Source organism: Rhodococcus sp. 14-1411-2a, assembly GCF_002259485.1.
Classification (GTDB): Bacteria; Actinomycetota; Actinomycetes; order Mycobacteriales; family Mycobacteriaceae; genus Rhodococcoides.
Map to the genome: position 1 here is coordinate 633,022 of NZ_NPGA01000020.1, position 16,596 is coordinate 649,617.

Here is a 16,596-nt window from a genome sequence, read left to right on the forward strand (position 1 = left end):
TCAGCTGACCGTCACCACCGGAGCGCCGCCGTCTGCGGTCTCATCCTTCTCGAATTCCTCGGCGATGCGCATTGCTTCCTCGATCAAGGTCTCCACGATCTGCGCCTCGGGCACGGTCTTGATGACCTTGCCCTTGACGAAGATCTGGCCCTTGCCGTTGCCCGACGCCACGCCGAGGTCGGCGTCGCGCGCCTCGCCCGGACCGTTGACGACGCATCCCATGACGGCAACGCGCAGCGGAATTTCCATGCCCTCCAGGCCTGCGGTGACCTCGTCGGCGAGGGTGTACACGTCGACCTGCGCGCGTCCGCACGACGGGCAGGAGACGATTTCGAGCTTGCGGGGACGCAGGTTGAGCGACTGCAGAATCTGGTTACCGACCTTGATCTCCTCGGCCGGCGGAGCCGACAGGGACACGCGGATGGTGTCGCCGATTCCACGAGACAGCAGTGCGCCGAAGGCCACCGAGGATTTGATGGTGCCCTGGAAAGCGGGGCCGGCCTCGGTGACACCGAGGTGCAGCGGGTAGTCGCACTGCGCGGCCAGCTGCTCGTACGCGGCGACCATGATGACGGGGTCGTTGTGCTTGACGGAGATCTTGATGTCACCGAATCCGTGTTCCTCGAACAGACCCGCCTCCCACAGCGCGGACTCCACGAGGGCCTCCGGTGTCGCCTTGCCGTACTTCTTCATCAGGCGAGGATCGAGCGAACCGGCATTGACGCCGATGCGGATCGGAATGTTCGCGTCACCGGCTGCCTTGGCGACTTCCTTGACCCGGCCGTCGAATTCCTTGATGTTCCCCGGGTTGACGCGCACAGCGGCGCATCCTGCATCGATCGCGGCGAAGATGTACTTGGGCTGGAAGTGGATGTCGGCGATCACCGGAATCTGACTCTTCTTGGCGATGATCGACAGCGCATCGGCGTCGTCCTGTGTGGGGCATGCCACACGCACGATGTCGCAGCCCGACGCCGTCAGTTCGGCGATCTGCTGCAGAGTGGCGTTGATGTCGTGGGTCTTGGTGGTGCACATGGACTGCACCGAGATGGGGCTGTCGCTGCCCACTCCCACCGACCCGACCTGGAGCTGCCTGGTCTTTCGACGCGGCGCGAGTACCGGTACCGGCGGTGCCGGCATTCCCAATCCGACTGACACGGACACAGTGGCCTTCTTTCCTAGCTACGACTGACGAGTCTACTTAGAACAATTGAATCGGGTTGACGATGTCCGCCGTGAGTGTCAACAAGGAGAACCCGATGAAAACGACGATGACCACGTAAGTGACCGGCATCAGCTTCATGTAGTCCACCGGCGCGCCGTCCGGTAGGCCACGGCGGTTTCGGAAGATGTTGCGAATGCGCTCGTAGATGGTCACGGCCATGTGGCCACCGTCGAGCGGCAACAGCGGCACGAGGTTGAACGCCCCGAGGAAGAAATTCAACGACGCGAGCAACCCGATGAACGTCGCCCAGTTCTCCGTCTCCGCTGCCTGACCACCGATGACACTGGCACCGACGACGCTCATCGGGGTGTCGAGGCCACGCTCACCGCCGAAGATCGACTCCCACAGCGCCTGCACCTTGGTCGGCAGTTGCACGAGTGCCTTGCCGGTCTGTACGAAGATGTCGCCGGTGAAAGCGAACGTCTCCGGCACCGCCTCGATCGGGTTGTACGTGACGTTCGGTGGCGGACCCCCGGTGACACCCACCGCCCCGACCGTCGTCGATTCCCTCGCTCCGGTGTCGGGATCGACGACGTATCGCTGAACCTGTGTGACCGGGACGGTGATGGTCTGCGAAGCACCGTTGCGATCCACTGTCAGCTCGACCGAGCCGGTGGAGGCCTGAATGGCCAGAACCGCATCCGACCAGACCTCCGTGGGGGTGCCGTCCACCGCTGTGATGATGTCGCCCTCACGCAGCCCTGCCGCGGCGGCCGGACCGTCACCCGAGCAATCGGCGATCTCACCGTCCGGTGTCTGCGTCGTTCCGACGCAGCCGACACCCTGGACAGTCGTGGTCGGAGTGACCCGATCGGGCGTGCCCCACCCGAGAACGAGCGCATAGATCAGCACGATTCCCAGTACGAAGTTCATCGCGATGCCGCCGACCATGACGACGATCCGCTTCCACGTCTTCTGGCGATACATCGCGCGCTCGACCTCGTCGGGTGCGAGCTCGTCGATCGCCGTCATTCCGGCGATGTCGCAGAATCCGCCGGCCGGAATTGCCTTGAGGCCGTATTCGGTCTCGCCGCGTCGGAAAGAGAAGATCTTGGGGCCGAACCCGATGTAGTACCGGCGGACTTTCATGCCGAGCGCTTTCGCGGTCCACATGTGTCCTGCCTCGTGCAGCGCGATCGACACACCGATGCCGACGGCGAACAGCACCACACCCAGAGCGAACAGCATGTAACTCAGAGGCCCTTCTGTTTCAGGAGCTCACTCGCATGTGCGCGAGCCCAGGAATCCGCCGCGAGGACGTCGTCCACGTCGGTCGGCACCGTCGACCATTGTCCACTGCCGTCATCGACGACGGCGCGCACCGTCTGCACTATCTGCGGGAACTCGATGCGCCCGGCGAGGAACGCCTCGGCCGCGATCTCGTTGGACGCGTTGTACACCGCCGTCGTGCACCCGCCCATGATTCCGGCCTCGCGGGCCAGCTGCACGGCGGGGAACACTCGATCGTCGAGTGGCTCGAAGTCCCAGGAGAACGCTGAAGTGAAATCGAGTGCACGCGCAACATCGGGAACTCGATCGGGCCACCCGAGCGCCAACCCGATCGGAAGCTTCATGTCCGGCGGGCTGGCCTGGGCAATGGTGGATCCGTCCACGAACGTCACCATCGAATGGACGATGGATTGCCGATGCACGGTGACGTCGATCTTGTCGTACGGCACCCCGAACAGCAGATGCGCTTCGATCAACTCGAGGCCCTTGTTGACCAAGGTTGCCGAGTTCAATGTGTTCATCGGACCCATCGACCAGGTCGGATGAGCCGCGGCCTGGGCAGGCGTCACCGACTTCAGTTCCGCTTCGCTCCACCCACGGAACGGTCCGCCCGAAGCGGTCAGGATCAGTCGATCCACCTCGCTTCGGTGGCCACTGCGCAGGCACTGCGCCAGCGCCGAGTGCTCCGAGTCCACCGGAACTATCTGTCCCGGTGCGGCGGCAGCGAGCACCAGTTCCCCGCCGGCGACCAGAGATTCCTTGTTCGCCAACGCCAGCCGCGCTCCGGTCTTCAACGCCGCCAACGTCGGCTCGAGACCGAGCGAGCCCACCAGTGCGTTGAGCACCACGTCCGCCTGCGTGGACTCGACGAGCTCGGTGACCGCGCGCGGCCCGCTCAGAACCCCGGGAAAGTCGAGCTCGGCGGCAGCGGCGGGGTCGGCCACGGCCACGCGTCGAGCACCGGTCTCGGCGATCTGACGGCGAAGTAGCTCGATGTTTCCACCGCCCGCAGCAAGACCGACGACGACGAAACGGTCGGGGTCGGTGGCGATGACGTCGAGCGCTTGGGTTCCGATCGAGCCGGTGCTGCCCAACAGCAACACTCGAATCGGCTCGGGACGATCCGAGGAGGTCGTTCGCTCACGATGGTCTGGCACCGGTCCATTGTTGCCTACCGAGGCTGAGAAACCCCTATGTGCCGCCGTAGCTGGCACGCTGGAGGGCATGGACGTCTCGAAGTATCGCGCGGCATCGTTCAACTACGTCGACGTAGGAGCAACGAGCGGCAGGCTCCCGTCCGGCTACCACCACGTCGAGAAATCGCGGGTGATCGGATCCGGACTCGAGGACTTCGTGGCCGCAGCCGACACGCTGATGCGCTGGGACATGCACCGCGGCACCGGACTGAAGGTCCATTCCGACGCCGACAACGCCGTCCCCGACGCCGTGGTCGTTCTCACGCTCGGGCCCGTCCGCATCCCCTGCCGTGTCGTCTACGTCATCGACGAAGCCAACCGACAGGGCTTCGCCTACGGCACCCTGGACGGCCATCCCGAGTCCGGCGAGGAACTCTTCTACGTCGACTACTCCCCCGAGGACGGGACGGTCTCCGCGCACATCACCGCGTTCTCGAACCCCGGCCGCTGGTACACCAGGCTCGGCGGTCCGGTGGGCAAGCGGGTGCAGGCCCTGTTCACCGACCGCTATCTGACGGCGCTGGCGTCGGCGTGCCGGTCGCCGCGCTGAGTCAGGAGGAGGGTGGGTGCACTGCGCGCCAGTGCTCGGCGATGTCGATTCGCTTGGCCACCCACACCTTGTCGTGAGACTGAACGTGATCGAGAAAACGCTCGAGGGCGGCGATACGAGCCGGTCTGCCCACCAGCCTGCAGTGCAGTCCGACCGAGAGCATCTTGGGGCTGCCGTTCTCCCCCTCGGCGTACAGCACGTCGAACGCGTCCCGTAGATGCGCGTAGAACTCGTCTCCGGTCGAGAACCCTCCGGGCGACGCGAAACGCATGTCGTTGGTATCGAGGGTGTACGGCACCACCAGGTGATCGACGATCTCGGAGCCACGAGAGACCTTCTCCCAGTAGGGAAGATCGTCGGCGTAGGAATCCGAGTCGTACACGAAGCCGCCGTGCTCGACGACGAGCGACCGGGTGTTCGGAGAGTCACGTCCGGTGTACCACCCGAGCGGGGCCGAGCCGGTGAGGCCCTGAAGGATGGCCACGGCCTCGGCCATGTGCTCGCGCTCGACGTTCTCGTCGATCTGCTGGTAGGAAAGCCACCGCAGACCGTGGCAGGCGATCTCGTGACCCAATTCCGACAGTGCGGCAACCACTTCCGGGTTTCGTTCCATGGCCTTCGCGACAGCGAACACCGTCAGGGGTAGGTCGCGCTTCTCGAACGCCCGCAGCACCCGCCACACGCCTGCCCTCGAGCCGTACTCGTACAGCGACTCCATGCTCATGTGCCGATTCGGAAAGGCTTGTGCCCCGATCATTTCCGAGAGGAACGTCTCGGATTTGGTGTCACCGTCGAGGACGTTGTTCTCCGCACCCTCCTCGTAGTTGAGGACGAACTGGACGGCGATGTTGGCCTGACCCGGCCACTGGGCGTGCGGCGGCGTGCGGCCGTACCCCACCATGTCTCGGGGGTAGCTCAGCGGAAACTGGGTCAGTGGATGCGGAAGGCGCTCGGACGTCACCGCCGCAGTCTCTCACCGAAGTCGGCAGTCGCGCCGGGTGAGCACACTACCCTGATGGCTACGACGGGCGGTCGTATGCCAATATTGTCCGAACGCGCAGGCTCGACGCCTCGTGAAGTACGACTTCGAGAATTCATCACCCGAGAGGACCGACCGGTGGCAAATACCGAACTGGAATCCGCTTCGTACGACCCGGTCGTCGATACCCGCAACGAGGTGCCGGACGTGCCGTCCGCCGAGTGGGGGTGGAGTGGTGAATCGAATCGCGCGATGCGGGTGGCCGCCATCGTCGTAGCCGTGTTCCTGCTGTTCATGATGATCGGCAACCACACCGGCAAGGTCGAGGATCTGTGGTTGATCGGATTCGCAGCGATGCTGGTCGGGCTCGTGGTGCGAGACATCGTCGTCCGCCGCAAGCCCCGCTAGCAACCGAGTCAGTTCTCGGCTGCCAGCTGACCGCACGCTGCGGCGATCTCCTGACCGCGGGTGTCTCGGACGGTGCACGAGACGCCCTGCGCAATCACCCGTCGGACGAACTCTCGCTCCACCGGCTTCGGGCTGGCGTCCCATTCGCTACCCGGAGTCGGATTGAGTGGGATCAGGTTCACGTGAACTCGTGAGCCGAGTGCCTTGTGCAGCTTCTTGCCCAGCATGTCTGCTCGCCACGGCTGGTCGTTGACGTCTCGGATCATTGCGTACTCGATCGAGACACGACGACCGGTCTGGTCTGCGTAGTACCTTGCCGCCGACAACACCTCTGCCACCGACCAACGGTTGTTCACGGGCACCAGCGTGTCGCGGAGTTCGTCGTCGGGCGTGTGCAACGACACCGCAAGCGTCACCGACAGTCCCTCGTCGGCCAGCTTGCGGATTGCCGGTGCCAGACCGACCGTCGACACCGTCACCGAGCGCTGCGAGAGACCGAGTCCGTCGGGTGCGGGCGAGACGATCTTGCGCACCGCGGAGACGACCCTCTTGTAGTTCGCCAGGGGCTCGCCCATCCCCATGAAGACCACGTTCGACAGTCGACCTTCACCCCCGTGGACCACGCCGTCGCGCAGGTCGGCTGCAGCCGAACGGACCTGGTCGACGATCTCGGCCGTCGACAGGTTCCTCGTCAGACCCGCTTGGCCGGTCGCGCAGAAGGGACAGGCCATTCCGCAGCCGGCCTGACTGGAGATGCACAGAGTGGCCCGATCCGGGTACCGCATCAGAACGCTCTCGAGCAAGGTTCCGTCGTTGGCCTTCCACAGGGTCTTGCGAGTGTCACCGTCATCACATGCCAGGTGCTTGATCGGCGTCAGCAGCGTGGGGAAGAGATCGGCACCGACCTTTTCGCGGGCCTCGGCCGGAAGATCGGTCATCTTGGTGGTGTCGGCCTCGAGACGCCCGTAGTAGTGCCGGGCCAGCTGATCGGCGCGAAACGCAGGTAGACCGAGCGCCTTCACCGCATCCCGCAGACCCTCTTTGTCCAGGTCGGCGAGGTGGCGCGACGGCATACCGCGACGCGGCGCAGTGAAGACCAAGGGGAGATTGGGCCTCTTCTGCTCGGTCGACGTGTTCGTTGCCTCGACGGAGTCGCTCATACTCCACCCCACATCTTTCGGTGACACTGCATTCCTCCATTGTCCACCCCATCGCCTCGCAGTCCTATTCGCGACTGTTTCCGTCCGTTATCCGATGGGTATCGAGGTCGTGGCCGGATGCACGTGCATTCGGCCAACACGTGCGGAAGGATCATCGACATGGCCACCAGAGCTGACGACAATCACGAGACATCGCTGGACAAATCGGGCGCAGCGCACCCCGGCGAGCCCAGCGCCTCGGGCGACCTCGCTCCGATCACTACTCCGGATTCGGACGGCCATTCCGCTCCCGATCCCGAGTTCGTTCCCGAGCGACAGGCTGCCGCTCCGACCGATATCGCCCACACTCGCACCGCCGCCCTGTGGACCGGCCTGGTGGTCGGAGCTGTGGTCCTGGTGATCCTGCTGGTGTTCATCGTGCAGAATCTCGACTCCGTCACGGTCCAGATCTTCGCGTGGCAGCTCGATCTGCCCCTCGGCATCAGTATGTTGCTGGCCGCGATCGCCGGCGCGCTGGTGATGGCAATGGTGGGCGGCGCTCGAATCCTTCAGGTGCGACGTTCGGCCAAGAAGAAGTAGCGCCACTCGTGAACACTATGTACAGAAGCTGGCGCTGACTCACTGAATCGATCAGGCTTGGGGTGCCCCACTTCACTCGAGGAGCATGACGTGACAACTTTCATGGAGACACCTGTGGCATCCGGCGTTGCCCCGGACCGAGCCCGGTCCTGGCTGCTGGTGCCGGCCACCAAGCCCGAGACCTTCGGCGACGCCGTCGCGTCGGGAGTCGATGCCGTCATCCTCGACATCGAGGACGCAGTCGCTCCGGCCAAGAAGCCGGCCGCGCGCGAGGCCGTCGTGCAGTGGCTCGGCGAAGGAAACTCTGCGTGGGTACGCATCAACGATGCAACGACGCCGTATTGGGCCGATGACCTCGCCGCGTTGTCCGGTCTGCCCGGACTGGTCGGCGTCATGCTCGCGAAGACCGAGAGTGGCGGTCAGGTCGAGGCCACAGCTGCTCGCCTGGCACCAGGCACTCCGATCCTGGCACTGGTCGAGTCCGCGATGGGCCTCGAAGCCGCGACGGAGATCGCCCGCGCAGAGTCGACCTTCCGTCTCGCTTTCGGCAGTGGCGACTTCCGCCGCGACACGGGTATGAGCGACGACCCGCTGGCTATGGCGTACCCCCGTTCACGCCTCGTCGTCTCCTCACGCGCAGCGCGCATTCCGGGACCGATCGACGGACCGACGCTGACGGCCAACGACAGCATCCTCGGACGCGACGCAGCTCTGACCCTGTCGATGGGCATGACGGGCAAGCTGTGCATGCACTCGGAGCAGGCTGCCATCGTCAACCGCGAGCTCGCGCCGTCACCGACGGATGTGTCGTGGGCCCGTGACGTCATCGATGCCCTCGGTGCCGACGGCGCGCACGTCAAGGACGGAAGCGACCTGCCCCGCCTGGCGAAGGCGCTCAAGATCAACGAGCTGGCCGAGATCTTCGGGATTTCCGCCGCCTCCTGAAATCACCTGGGGTCGAGGTGCGTTCGGCGAAAAGCCCATCGGCTCGCTAATGCAGCTCGATTCCGGTCGGTTTGTACCGGACGTGGACTCGATACCGCACGTCGAACGAGACACCGTCCACCGACTTCGCGGCCTCACGTGCGACGCGTGGACCGAACTCGATTCCCAGCACATCGCGCAGCATGCGTCGATTCGGAAACGACCATCTCGTGTCGACACGGGTGAGTGCGAAACCCTGTGCCTCGAAGAACGCCTCGACTGTTGCCGGGTCGTAATGCGGCAGATCGGCCCGCATCCAATCCCCGTACGGCAACGCGGTCGCGTCCAGATCCACGACGACCAACGCCCCTCCCGGCCCGAGCACGCGCATGGCGTCGACGATTCCCGGCCCGCAGCCCGGTCCGAAGAAGTACGCGGTGCGCGCATGGACGATGTCCACGGTGCCGTCGTCGATCGGGAGGGAATCCGCTTGGGCGATCTTCACCTCGACATTCGGCAGGTTCGCGACTCGCAGTCTCGCCGCAGCAGCGAGTGGTTCGTGCGGCTCGACGCCTATCACCCGGTCCGCGTCGGCCGCGAACACCGGAAGATGAAAGCCGCTTCCGCAACCGACGTCGACGACCGTCTTGGCCGTCCAGTCAGCCACCGAACGGATCGCGTCGAACAGAGCACCGTCGACGTCCTGAGCACGGTTCTCCGCCTCGTACAGGTGAGGCCAGTTCCAGATGTTCGGGCTGGGAATCACCCCGGTGACTTCGCTGCGTACGCCCGAGAACAGTCTGCTCAGAGGAGAACGGTGAAGACGAGCCATGCCACGAACGCCGAGGGCAGCAGCGAATCGAGCCTGTCCATGATGCCGCCGTGGCCGGGCAGCAGGGTGCCCATGTCCTTGATGCGGAGGTCACGCTTGACCTGCGACTCGATCAGATCACCCAACGTGCCGGTCACCACCAGAACCACGCCGAGAAGGATGCCGATCATCGAGTTGGCCTCGAGGATGAGCGTCACCGTCAGCAGACATCCGATGATGCAGAAGATGAGCGAACCGGCGAGCCCTTCCCATGACTTCTTCGGGCTGATGGCGGGTGCCATCGGATGCTTTCCGAACAACACACCCGCGATGTATCCGCCGATGTCCGAGCACACGACGCCGATGACGAACACCAGGATGCGGCCTGCGCCGTTGTCCTGCAGCACCATCAAAACGGTGAACGAGGCCAGCAGCGGCAACCAACATGCCACGAGGACGGTGACGGAGAGTTCTTCGAGGTAGTTCTTCGGAGCGGTGCCGAATCCCTGCCGCAGCAGCAGCCACACCATGCACACCAGGACGGTGCCCACCGCCGCGCTGAGCACACCGACTGCCCCGAACGGCCAGCCGAGCCAGATCATCGCCTGACCGCCGAGGATCAGGGGGATGCGGGGCACGAGGACCCCACCCTCGCGCAGGCGCTTGGACACCTCGTAGGTAGCGACGGCCAACGCGACGGCCACCACGCCGATCCACACCAGCGGCACGAAGACCAGGACGAGAATCAGGCCGATTCCCAACGACCCGCCGACTCCGATCGCGGCAGGAAGATTACGACCTGCCTTGCCCGTCGACTTCGCTGCGGCGACCCCGGACGAGGCAGCGGGCGTACCGCTGCCCTCCTGCCGATCCGGTCCCACCACTGTCGTCATCTCCTCGAAATTCATCGTCGTCCGTCGCGAAAAGCAGCTGTCGAGGTCGGGTCAGACCTCCATCAGCTCGCCCTCTTTACGCTTGACGAGTTCGTCCACGGAAGCGGTGTACTTGGCAGTGGTCTTGTCCAGATCGTTCTCGGCGCGGACGACCTCGTCCTCGCCTGCTTCGCCGTCCTTCTGAATGCGCTTGAGCTCTTCCATCGTCTTCCGGCGAACGTTGCGAATCGATACCTTCGCGTCCTCGCCCTTGCCCTTGGCCTGCTTGACGAATTCGCGGCGACGTTCCTCGGTGAGCTGCGGAACTCCGATTCGAATGAGGTTGCCGTCGTTGGTGGGATTGACACCGAGATCGGAGTTGCGAATGGCGGTTTCGATCGGTCCCAGCTGATTGGACTCGTACGGCTTGATGACCACGAGGCGCGCTTCGGGGACGCTGATACTTGCCAGCTGAGTGATCGGTGTCGGAGCACCGTAGTACTCGATGACGATGCGGGAGAACATCCCGGGGTTGGCACGTCCGGTGCGAATCGAGGACAGATCGTCACGTGCAACCGATACGGCCTTTTCCATCTTCTCTTCGGCATCGAAGAGAGCTTCGTCAATCACGATCTGTCCTCCATCGTCTTCGTCTTCGATTTGCTCACGTCACTGTCGGCAACGATCACGACGTGACCAGCGTGCCGATCTTCTCACCGGAAACGGCGCGAGCGATATTTCCCTGAATCAGCAAATTGAACACCAGCATCGGCATCTGATTGTCCATGCACAGACTGAAGGCCGTCGCATCGGCAACCTTGAGTCCCTGTTCGATGGCCTCGCGGTGCGTGATGGTGTCGAACATCGTCGCATCGGGGTCCAGTCGCGGATCGGCCGAATACACGCCGTCGACCGCCTTGGCCATCAACAACACCTCGGCACCGATTTCCAGCGCGCGCTGCGCAGCCGTGGTGTCGGTGGAGAAGTACGGCATACCCATGCCGGCTCCGAAGATCACCACGCGCCCCTTCTCCAGATGACGTCGTGCGCGGAGCGGGAGGTACGGCTCTGCGACCTGACCCATCGTGATCGCGGTCTGCACCCTGGTGGCAACGCCTTGCTTCTCCAGGAAGTCCTGCAGCGCAAGACAATTCATGACGGTTCCGAGCATGCCCATGTAGTCCGAACGGGACCTGTCCATGCCGCGCTGCTGCAGTTCGGCACCACGGAAGAAATTGCCACCGCCGATCACCACTGCGACCTGGACCCCGGTGGCCACCACCTCGGCGATCTGTTCGGCAACGTTGTTCACGACATCCGGATCGAGACCGACCTGGCCGCCTCCGAACATCTCCCCACCCAGTTTGAGCATCACGCGTCGGAACCCGGGACGGTCAGGGGCCGGATCGGTCATAGCTCTCCTCGGTACTCGTCGAACACTACGGTTTCCTCTCGGATCATCCTGCCCTATCGAGGCCCGGGTGGTGGACAGGGCTCCGGCCTGCACACCCACCTGCCCCGCGCACGAGCGATGCCGCCCACTCGATGGAATCGAATGAACGGCATCGCTCGACCGAACCGGTGCGCAGACTAGCTGGCACCGACCTCGAAGCGCGAGAAGCGGGTGATGGTGACGCCGGCCTCGTCGAGAATGGCCTTGACGGTCTTGTTGCCGTCCTGCACCGACTTCTGTTCGGTGAGAACGACGTCCTTGAAGAATCCGTTGACGCGACCTTCGACGATCTTCGGCAGTGCCTGTTCCGGCTTGCCTTCTTCGCGAGCGGTTTCCTCGGCGATGCGACGCTCGGCGGCCACCAGGTCCTCGGGGACCTCGTCGCGCGTGACGTACTTGGCCTTGAGGGCGGCGATCTGCATCGCAGCTGCGCGCGCGGCATCGCCTGCGGCGTCGCCGTCACCGGTGTACTCGACGAGCACGCCCACGGCAGGCGGCAGGTCCGCGCTGCGCTTGTGCAGGTACGTCGCGGTGTTGCCGTCGTAGGACACGACGCGACGCAGCTCGAGCTTCTCGCCGATCTTGGCCGACAGCTCGTTCAGAGCCGTTTCGACAGTCTTGCCGTCGAGGTCGAGCGCCTTGAGGGCATCGACGTCGGCAGGCTTGCCTGCTGCAGCCGTCGCTGCAACGGATGCGGCGAACGTCTGGAACTCGTCGTTCTTGGCCACGAAGTCGGTTTCGGAGTTGATCTCGACGAGCACTCCACCCTCGGCGACGACGAGGCCTTCGGCGGTGTTGCGCTCGGCGCGCTTGCCGACGTCCTTGGCACCCTTGATACGCAGGTACTCGACGGCCTTGTCGTAGTCGCCGTCGTTCTCGGCGAGCGCGTTCTTGCAGTCCATCATTCCGGAGCCGGTGAGCTCACGGAGCCGCTTGACGTCGGCGGCAGTGTAGTTCGCCATCGTGGGCGAGCCTCCTCAAATGTCTGGGTACGGGCGTTGACGAAAAATGCTGTTCTCAGGGCGTGATCGACGGACTCGTTGCGGAGCCGTGCCGACCTCGACCCTGACATACCGAAGCGGCCCCGGCCCACCCCTGAGGGTGAACCGGGACCGAATTCGATCAAGCCTGAGCGGCCGGTGCTTCTTCTGCTGCCGGTGCTTCTGCTGCCGGGGCATCGGCTGCGGGAGCGTCCGCTGCCGGGGCGTCCGCTGCGGGAGCCTCTGCTGCCGGTGAAGCCTGAGCGAGCTGCTCGAGCTCCCACTCGGCGAGGGGCTCGCCTGCGCCGACCTCGGGCTTGGCGTCGGATGCAGTGTTCTGACCTGCTCGCGCCTGCACGCCCTCGGCGACTGCGGATGCGACGACCTTGGTCAGCAGCGCAGCGGAACGGATCGCGTCGTCGTTACCCGGGATCGGGTAATCGACCACGTCGGGATCGCAGTTGGTGTCGAGGATCGCGATGACCGGGATGTTCAGCTTGCGAGCCTCGGCAACCGCGAGGTGCTCCTTGTTGGTGTCGACGATCCAGATGGCCGACGGAACCTTGGACATGTCCCGGATGCCACCGAGGGTGCGGTCGAGCTTGGTCATCTCACGCGTGAGCATGAGGATTTCCTTCTTGGTGCGTCCCTCGAAGCCACCGGTCTGCTCCATGGCCTCGAGCTCCTTGAGGCGGAGCAGACGCTTGTGCACCGTCTGGAAGTTGGTGAGCATGCCACCGAGCCAGCGCTGGTTCACGTAGGGCATGCCCACGCGGGTTGCCTCAGCGGCGATGGACTCCTGCGCCTGCTTCTTGGTGCCGACGAACAGAACCGTGCCGTTGTGGGCGACGGTCTCCTTGACGAACTCGTAGGCCTTGTCGATGAAGGTCAGAGTCTGCTGCAAGTCGATGATGTAGATGCCGTTGCGGTCGGTGAAGATGAATCGCTTCATCTTCGGGTTCCAGCGACGGGTCTGGTGTCCGAAGTGTGTGCCGCTGTCGAGCAGCTGCTTCATTGTTACTACAGCCATGGCTGAAGAACTCTCTTTCGATGGTGCGGTTGACGCAGAGTGTCGGTGACCTCTGCCCTGGCGCCCGCTGAAGTTGCCGGACCCGACATCACGAAGATCTCGGGACCGCCGACAACCGGTTCTCGTATCGGTGATTCTGCGCGAGGCAGACGATGCGATGACGCGGACGCGCGAAGTCGACCCGTGCACGCACAGGCCGCAAGTGACGAGTGTAGACCTGCCACGTCCCCCGTCATAACCAGGCCCGACTGTCAAGGGATTCCGATGCCTGTGGACAAAGAAACTTCTTGTCCACAAATCGCGTCCGGGTTCGTTCGATTGCTCATATCCACGACATGGTCGACGGGTGAACATCTCTCTCGCGCTCCGCGCACTCGCGGTGTGCCTCGTCACCGCGGTAACGATCTCGACGCCGGTCGCCTCGGCGCAGCCAGGCGCATTCGCCTGGCCGCTGCAGCCGAAACCGCAGGTCGTCACCCCGTTCGACCGTCCCGAGCAGAACTGGCTGCCCGGCCACCGTGGTGTCGACCTCGCCGCCCGCGAGGGCCAGTCGGTTCTCGCCGTCGCCGACGGAATCGTGGTGTACGCCGGGTCGGTCGCGGGAAAGCCCGTCGTATCGGTCGATCATCCGGGCGGACTGAGATCGACGTACGAACCGGTGTCGGCGTCGGTTGCCGTCGGCACGCGGGTTCGGCGAGGGACCGTGCTGGGTTCGGTGACATCGGGGCACGAGGGCTGCTCGTCGACGTGCCTTCACTGGGGCATCAGACGTGGCCGGGACTACCTCGATCCCACGGCGACGGTGCGCGCAAGCCCGATCAGGTTGAAACCCCTCGACGAATGACGGCAGATGACCGTCAGCGCTGGGTGCCGGAATGCCTGCCGGACGCCGCAGGAAAATCGTCGGCCACCATCGCGGCGAGCTCGACGAACGCGCTTCGAGTCTGGGGACGCAACAGGTCGAGGTCGACCACGGCACCCTCGGCCAGGTGTTCGTCGAACGGAATCACCAGCACAGCACGGCAGCGCTCGAGAAAGTGCTGTTGCAGCAGGTTCATGTCCACCGCCGACGAACCCGGGCGAACCGAACTGATCACCACGACGGTCCGCTCCACCAGATGTCCGTAGCCGTGCAATTCCAACCAGTCCAGCGTCGCCGCAGCACTGCGCGCGCCGTCGACTGCAGGCGAGCTGACCAGAACCAGTGCGTTCGCCAGTTGCAGCACCCCGTTCATCGCCGAGTGCATGATCCCGGTACCGCAGTCGGTCAGGATCAGGTTGTAGTACACCTGCAACATGTCGATGACGGCGCGGTAGTCCTCCTCGCCGAACATCTCCGACGCTGCGGGATCGCGCTCGCCTGCCAACACTTCGAGTCGACTCGGTGCTTGCGAGGTGTGCTCGCGGATGTCGGAGTAACGACGAATGTGTGGTGCCGCGGCGAGCAGATCACGCACGGTCGACGACGTCTGCCGCGGAACTCGCTCACCCAGGGTGCCGAAGTCGGGGTTCGCGTCCACGGCGATGACGCAATCTCCGCGCAGCGACGCGAAAGTCGAACCGAGACCCAGCGTGGTCGTCGTCTTGCCGACGCCACCCTTGAGCGACAGAAACGCGATCCGGTAGTCGCCGAGCACCGGCTGCCGAATACGTTCGACCTGGTTTCGGTACCGCTCTTCCGCCGTCGATTCGCCGGGGTTGATGACTCCGCCGGTGAGTCGGTGCACTCCTCGCCGCCAACCGGAGTTCGACGCTCGCTTGGGACGCTTGAGCAACGAATCCGCGCCCAGATCCTGACTGTTGGGTCGGTAGGCGTTGGGTGCCCCCGACCACGGTTGCGGCGACCACCGATCCGGCTGCGTTCGCGAATCCTCGGTGTGTGGCGGTACCGGCAGGTACCGGTCCGGCTGCGCTGCCGGCGGCCCTGGCTCGAGCGGCACCGGCGGGCTGTACCTCGGCGGCAACGGCTGTCGGTCGCCCGAGTCGGGCGTCTGCCAGGGTGGAGGTTGCCGAGGCGTCGAACGAGGAGTGGACATCGAGCCCGACGATACGGGCCCGCTGCCGTTGTCGCGTGCGTTGTCCGATCGCCCAGGGGGATTCCGATGGTCGGCGGCCGAGCCGTCGCGGACATGCATGGACCACGTTTCCGAAGTACCTTGCGGTCGGTCGCGGTCCACGGTCCCCCGTATTCGGTGTCGTAAGTCGTCCACGACGCTACCAAACGTTGCGCCGCCGACGCTCGGCTCATGCCCGGGGATGAGCCTGATCGTGCACGGCACGCAGCCGTTCCACCGACACGTGTGTGTAGATCTGGGTGGTCGCCAAAGAGGCGTGGCCGAGCAGCTCCTGCACCACTCTCAGATCGGCCCCACCTTCGAGCAGATGTGTCGCTGCGGTGTGGCGCAGGCCGTGCGGACCGAGGCTGGGACCACCGGGGACGGTGTCGAGTACCTCGTGCACCGCCGTTCTGGCCTGCCGTTGATCGAGCCGTCCACCTCGCCGTCCCAGCAGCAATGCCGCACCGGATCGATCGGAGGCCAGTTCGGGCCTGCCGCTGACCAGCCAGTTCTCGACCGCATGCGCTGCCGGCGCACCGTACGGTGCCGAGCGTTCCTTGTTGCCCTTGCCGAGCACACGGATCAAGCGACGCTCGGTGTCCACGTCGTCGACGTCGAGTCCGCACAGCTCCCCCACGCGCACCCCGGTCGCGTACAGCAACTCGACGATGAGCCTGTCCCTCAGCGCGATGGGGTCGAGCTCGGCGGCACCCGATTCGGCCGCGGCCAGCGCGTGCTCCGCCTGGCTGTGGCGAAGAACACCGGGCAGCGTGCGGTGGCCGGCCGGACCGGCCAACCGTTCCGCCGGTGCCACCGCCACCGCTCCCACCCGTTCGAGCCACTTCCCGAACGTCCTCGCCGACGAGGTGCGTCTCGCCATCGAGGTCCTGGCGGATCCGGCGGCCGAGTGCGTGGCCAACCACGAGCGCACCGCGCGGAGGTCGAGGTCGGCGATGGTCGCATCCGGCGAGCACTCCGCGAAGTGCGCGAGCAACGAACGAGCGTCCGAGACGTAGGCCCGAATGGTGTGCTCGGATCGCTCTCGACCGAGTCGAAGATGCTCGGCGAACTCCTCGACGTGAATGCCGAGGTGAGGCGGCAGCGAATCGGTCATCGGGTCAGCTTGGGCTCTGGCAGGCCGC

At 64.8% G+C, this 16,596-nt stretch carries 18 protein-coding genes; 5 read left to right on the top strand and 13 right to left on the bottom strand.

Going from position 1 to position 16,596, the window contains the following annotated elements; genetic code table 11:
• The 3 genes from ispG to dxr all read right to left on the bottom strand — a co-directional run bounded on the left by ispG (position 1) and on the right by dxr (position 3,681).
• Positions 1 to 1,140, bottom strand: a complete 1,140-nt coding sequence (ispG, locus tag CH291_RS23925; protein ID WP_068050276.1) for a flavodoxin-dependent (E)-4-hydroxy-3-methylbut-2-enyl-diphosphate synthase — start codon at positions 1,138 to 1,140, stop codon at positions 1 to 3.
• A gap of 61 nt (positions 1,141 to 1,201) precedes the next feature.
• A complete protein-coding gene (locus CH291_RS23930) occupies positions 1,202 to 2,413 on the bottom strand; it encodes a M50 family metallopeptidase (RefSeq protein ID WP_094688789.1) in 1,212 nt (403 codons plus the stop codon).
• A gap of 5 nt (positions 2,414 to 2,418) precedes the next feature.
• Positions 2,419 to 3,681 carry a 1-deoxy-D-xylulose-5-phosphate reductoisomerase gene (dxr, locus tag CH291_RS23935; RefSeq protein WP_306437466.1) on the bottom strand — a complete coding sequence of 421 codons (1,263 nt, stop codon included), beginning with the start codon at positions 3,679 to 3,681 and terminating at the stop codon, positions 2,419 to 2,421.
• Here dxr and CH291_RS23940 point away from each other — a divergent pair.
• The gene (locus CH291_RS23940; RefSeq protein ID WP_068050280.1) at positions 3,680 to 4,201 is read left to right on the top strand and encodes a DUF1990 family protein; all 522 of its coding nucleotides are present in this window, start codon (positions 3,680 to 3,682) and stop codon (positions 4,199 to 4,201) included. The two genes, dxr and CH291_RS23940, sit on opposite strands and share 2 nt — an antisense overlap.
• Position 4,202: 1 nt before the next feature.
• Here the strand turns inward: CH291_RS23940 and puuE are convergent, their stop codons facing one another.
• Positions 4,203 to 5,102, bottom strand: coding sequence for an allantoinase PuuE (gene puuE / locus CH291_RS23945; RefSeq protein WP_176460507.1), 900 nt, complete (start codon positions 5,100 to 5,102; stop codon positions 4,203 to 4,205).
• A 216-nt stretch (positions 5,103 to 5,318) separates the two neighbouring features.
• Between puuE and CH291_RS23950 the strand changes: the two genes are divergently transcribed.
• Positions 5,319 to 5,588, top strand: coding sequence for a DUF2631 domain-containing protein (locus CH291_RS23950; RefSeq protein WP_068050271.1), 270 nt, complete (start codon positions 5,319 to 5,321; stop codon positions 5,586 to 5,588).
• Positions 5,589 to 5,596: 8 nt separating this feature from the next.
• On the opposite strand, the gene rlmN is transcribed toward CH291_RS23950, so the two are convergent.
• Positions 5,597 to 6,748: a 23S rRNA (adenine(2503)-C(2))-methyltransferase RlmN gene (gene rlmN / locus CH291_RS23955; RefSeq protein ID WP_094642194.1), complete on the bottom strand. Its 1,152-nt coding sequence runs from the start codon at positions 6,746 to 6,748 to the stop codon at positions 5,597 to 5,599.
• Positions 6,749 to 6,907: 159 nt separating this feature from the next.
• Between rlmN and CH291_RS23960 the strand changes: the two genes are divergently transcribed.
• Positions 6,908 to 7,327, top strand: coding sequence for a LapA family protein (locus tag CH291_RS23960; protein WP_094688917.1), 420 nt, complete (start codon positions 6,908 to 6,910; stop codon positions 7,325 to 7,327).
• Between the two features lie 102 nt (positions 7,328 to 7,429).
• Positions 7,430 to 8,272 carry an HpcH/HpaI aldolase/citrate lyase family protein gene (locus CH291_RS23965; protein WP_094642195.1) on the top strand — a complete coding sequence of 281 codons (843 nt, stop codon included), beginning with the start codon at positions 7,430 to 7,432 and terminating at the stop codon, positions 8,270 to 8,272.
• 46 nt (positions 8,273 to 8,318) lie between these two features.
• On the opposite strand, the gene CH291_RS23970 is transcribed toward CH291_RS23965, so the two are convergent.
• From CH291_RS23970 to rpsB, 6 genes are all read right to left on the bottom strand, one after another.
• Positions 8,319 to 9,083 carry a class I SAM-dependent methyltransferase gene (locus tag CH291_RS23970; RefSeq protein ID WP_094688790.1) on the bottom strand — a complete coding sequence of 255 codons (765 nt, stop codon included), beginning with the start codon at positions 9,081 to 9,083 and terminating at the stop codon, positions 8,319 to 8,321.
• On the bottom strand, positions 9,056 to 9,970 hold the full coding sequence (locus CH291_RS23975; protein WP_068050284.1) for a phosphatidate cytidylyltransferase: 915 nt from the start codon (positions 9,968 to 9,970) through the stop codon (positions 9,056 to 9,058). The genes CH291_RS23970 and CH291_RS23975 overlap by 28 nt, the downstream gene beginning before the upstream one ends.
• 36 nt (positions 9,971 to 10,006) lie before the next feature.
• A complete protein-coding gene (gene frr, locus CH291_RS23980; protein ID WP_094642199.1) occupies positions 10,007 to 10,564 on the bottom strand; it encodes a ribosome recycling factor in 558 nt (185 codons plus the stop codon).
• 55 nt (positions 10,565 to 10,619) lie between these two features.
• On the bottom strand, positions 10,620 to 11,348 hold the full coding sequence (gene pyrH / locus CH291_RS23985) for a UMP kinase (protein ID WP_032397808.1): 729 nt from the start codon (positions 11,346 to 11,348) through the stop codon (positions 10,620 to 10,622).
• Between the two features lie 176 nt (positions 11,349 to 11,524).
• Complete coding sequence (gene tsf / locus CH291_RS23990) at positions 11,525 to 12,349, bottom strand: translation elongation factor Ts (RefSeq protein ID WP_068050288.1); 825 nt, start codon at positions 12,347 to 12,349, stop codon at positions 11,525 to 11,527.
• Between the two features lie 160 nt (positions 12,350 to 12,509).
• A complete protein-coding gene (gene rpsB, locus CH291_RS23995) occupies positions 12,510 to 13,397 on the bottom strand; it encodes a 30S ribosomal protein S2 (protein ID WP_068050290.1) in 888 nt (295 codons plus the stop codon).
• 346 nt (positions 13,398 to 13,743) lie between these two features.
• On the opposite strand from rpsB, the gene CH291_RS24000 reads away from it, so the two are divergent.
• Positions 13,744 to 14,241 carry a M23 family metallopeptidase gene (locus tag CH291_RS24000; RefSeq protein WP_094688791.1) on the top strand — a complete coding sequence of 166 codons (498 nt, stop codon included), beginning with the start codon at positions 13,744 to 13,746 and terminating at the stop codon, positions 14,239 to 14,241.
• A gap of 13 nt (positions 14,242 to 14,254) precedes the next feature.
• Here CH291_RS24000 and CH291_RS24005 read toward each other — a convergent pair whose 3' ends face one another.
• Both CH291_RS24005 and CH291_RS24010 read right to left on the bottom strand, forming a co-directional pair.
• Positions 14,255 to 15,433 (bottom strand): MinD/ParA family ATP-binding protein, encoded by a 1,179-nt coding sequence (locus CH291_RS24005; protein ID WP_306437692.1) that lies wholly within the window; start codon positions 15,431 to 15,433, stop codon positions 14,255 to 14,257.
• A gap of 208 nt (positions 15,434 to 15,641) precedes the next feature.
• Entirely contained in the window at positions 15,642 to 16,568 is a 927-nt protein-coding gene (locus CH291_RS24010) for a tyrosine recombinase XerC (RefSeq protein WP_094642201.1), read from the bottom strand.
• Positions 16,569 to 16,596: the final 28 nt, after the last annotated feature.

What these genes read in the sequence shown, in the direction of transcription:
- ispG (WP_068050276.1), bottom strand. Translation starts at nt 1,140, where the DNA reads ATGCCGGCACCGCCGGTACCGGTACTCGCGCCGCGTCGAAAGACCAGG.
- CH291_RS23930 (WP_094688789.1), bottom strand. Translation starts at nt 2,413, where the DNA reads ATGCTGTTCGCTCTGGGTGTGGTGCTGTTCGCCGTCGGCATCGGTGTG.
- CH291_RS23940 (WP_068050280.1), top strand. Translation starts at nt 3,680, where the DNA reads ATGGACGTCTCGAAGTATCGCGCGGCATCGTTCAACTACGTCGACGTA.
- dxr (WP_306437466.1), bottom strand. Translation starts at nt 3,681, where the DNA reads ATGCCCTCCAGCGTGCCAGCTACGGCGGCACATAGGGGTTTCTCAGCC.
- puuE (WP_176460507.1), bottom strand. Translation starts at nt 5,102, where the DNA reads ATGGTGGGGTACGGCCGCACGCCGCCGCACGCCCAGTGGCCGGGTCAG.
- rlmN (WP_094642194.1), bottom strand. Translation starts at nt 6,748, where the DNA reads ATGAGCGACTCCGTCGAGGCAACGAACACGTCGACCGAGCAGAAGAGG.
- CH291_RS23960 (WP_094688917.1), top strand. Translation starts at nt 6,908, where the DNA reads ATGGCCACCAGAGCTGACGACAATCACGAGACATCGCTGGACAAATCG.
- CH291_RS23965 (WP_094642195.1), top strand. Translation starts at nt 7,430, where the DNA reads ATGGAGACACCTGTGGCATCCGGCGTTGCCCCGGACCGAGCCCGGTCC.
- CH291_RS23970 (WP_094688790.1), bottom strand. Translation starts at nt 9,083, where the DNA reads ATGGCTCGTCTTCACCGTTCTCCTCTGAGCAGACTGTTCTCGGGCGTA.
- CH291_RS23975 (WP_068050284.1), bottom strand. Translation starts at nt 9,970, where the DNA reads ATGAATTTCGAGGAGATGACGACAGTGGTGGGACCGGATCGGCAGGAG.
- pyrH (WP_032397808.1), bottom strand. Translation starts at nt 11,348, where the DNA reads ATGACCGATCCGGCCCCTGACCGTCCCGGGTTCCGACGCGTGATGCTC.
- tsf (WP_068050288.1), bottom strand. Translation starts at nt 12,349, where the DNA reads ATGGCGAACTACACTGCCGCCGACGTCAAGCGGCTCCGTGAGCTCACC.
- rpsB (WP_068050290.1), bottom strand. Translation starts at nt 13,397, where the DNA reads ATGGCTGTAGTAACAATGAAGCAGCTGCTCGACAGCGGCACACACTTC.
- CH291_RS24005 (WP_306437692.1), bottom strand. Translation starts at nt 15,433, where the DNA reads ATGTCCACTCCTCGTTCGACGCCTCGGCAACCTCCACCCTGGCAGACG.
- CH291_RS24010 (WP_094642201.1), bottom strand. Translation starts at nt 16,568, where the DNA reads ATGACCGATTCGCTGCCGCCTCACCTCGGCATTCACGTCGAGGAGTTC.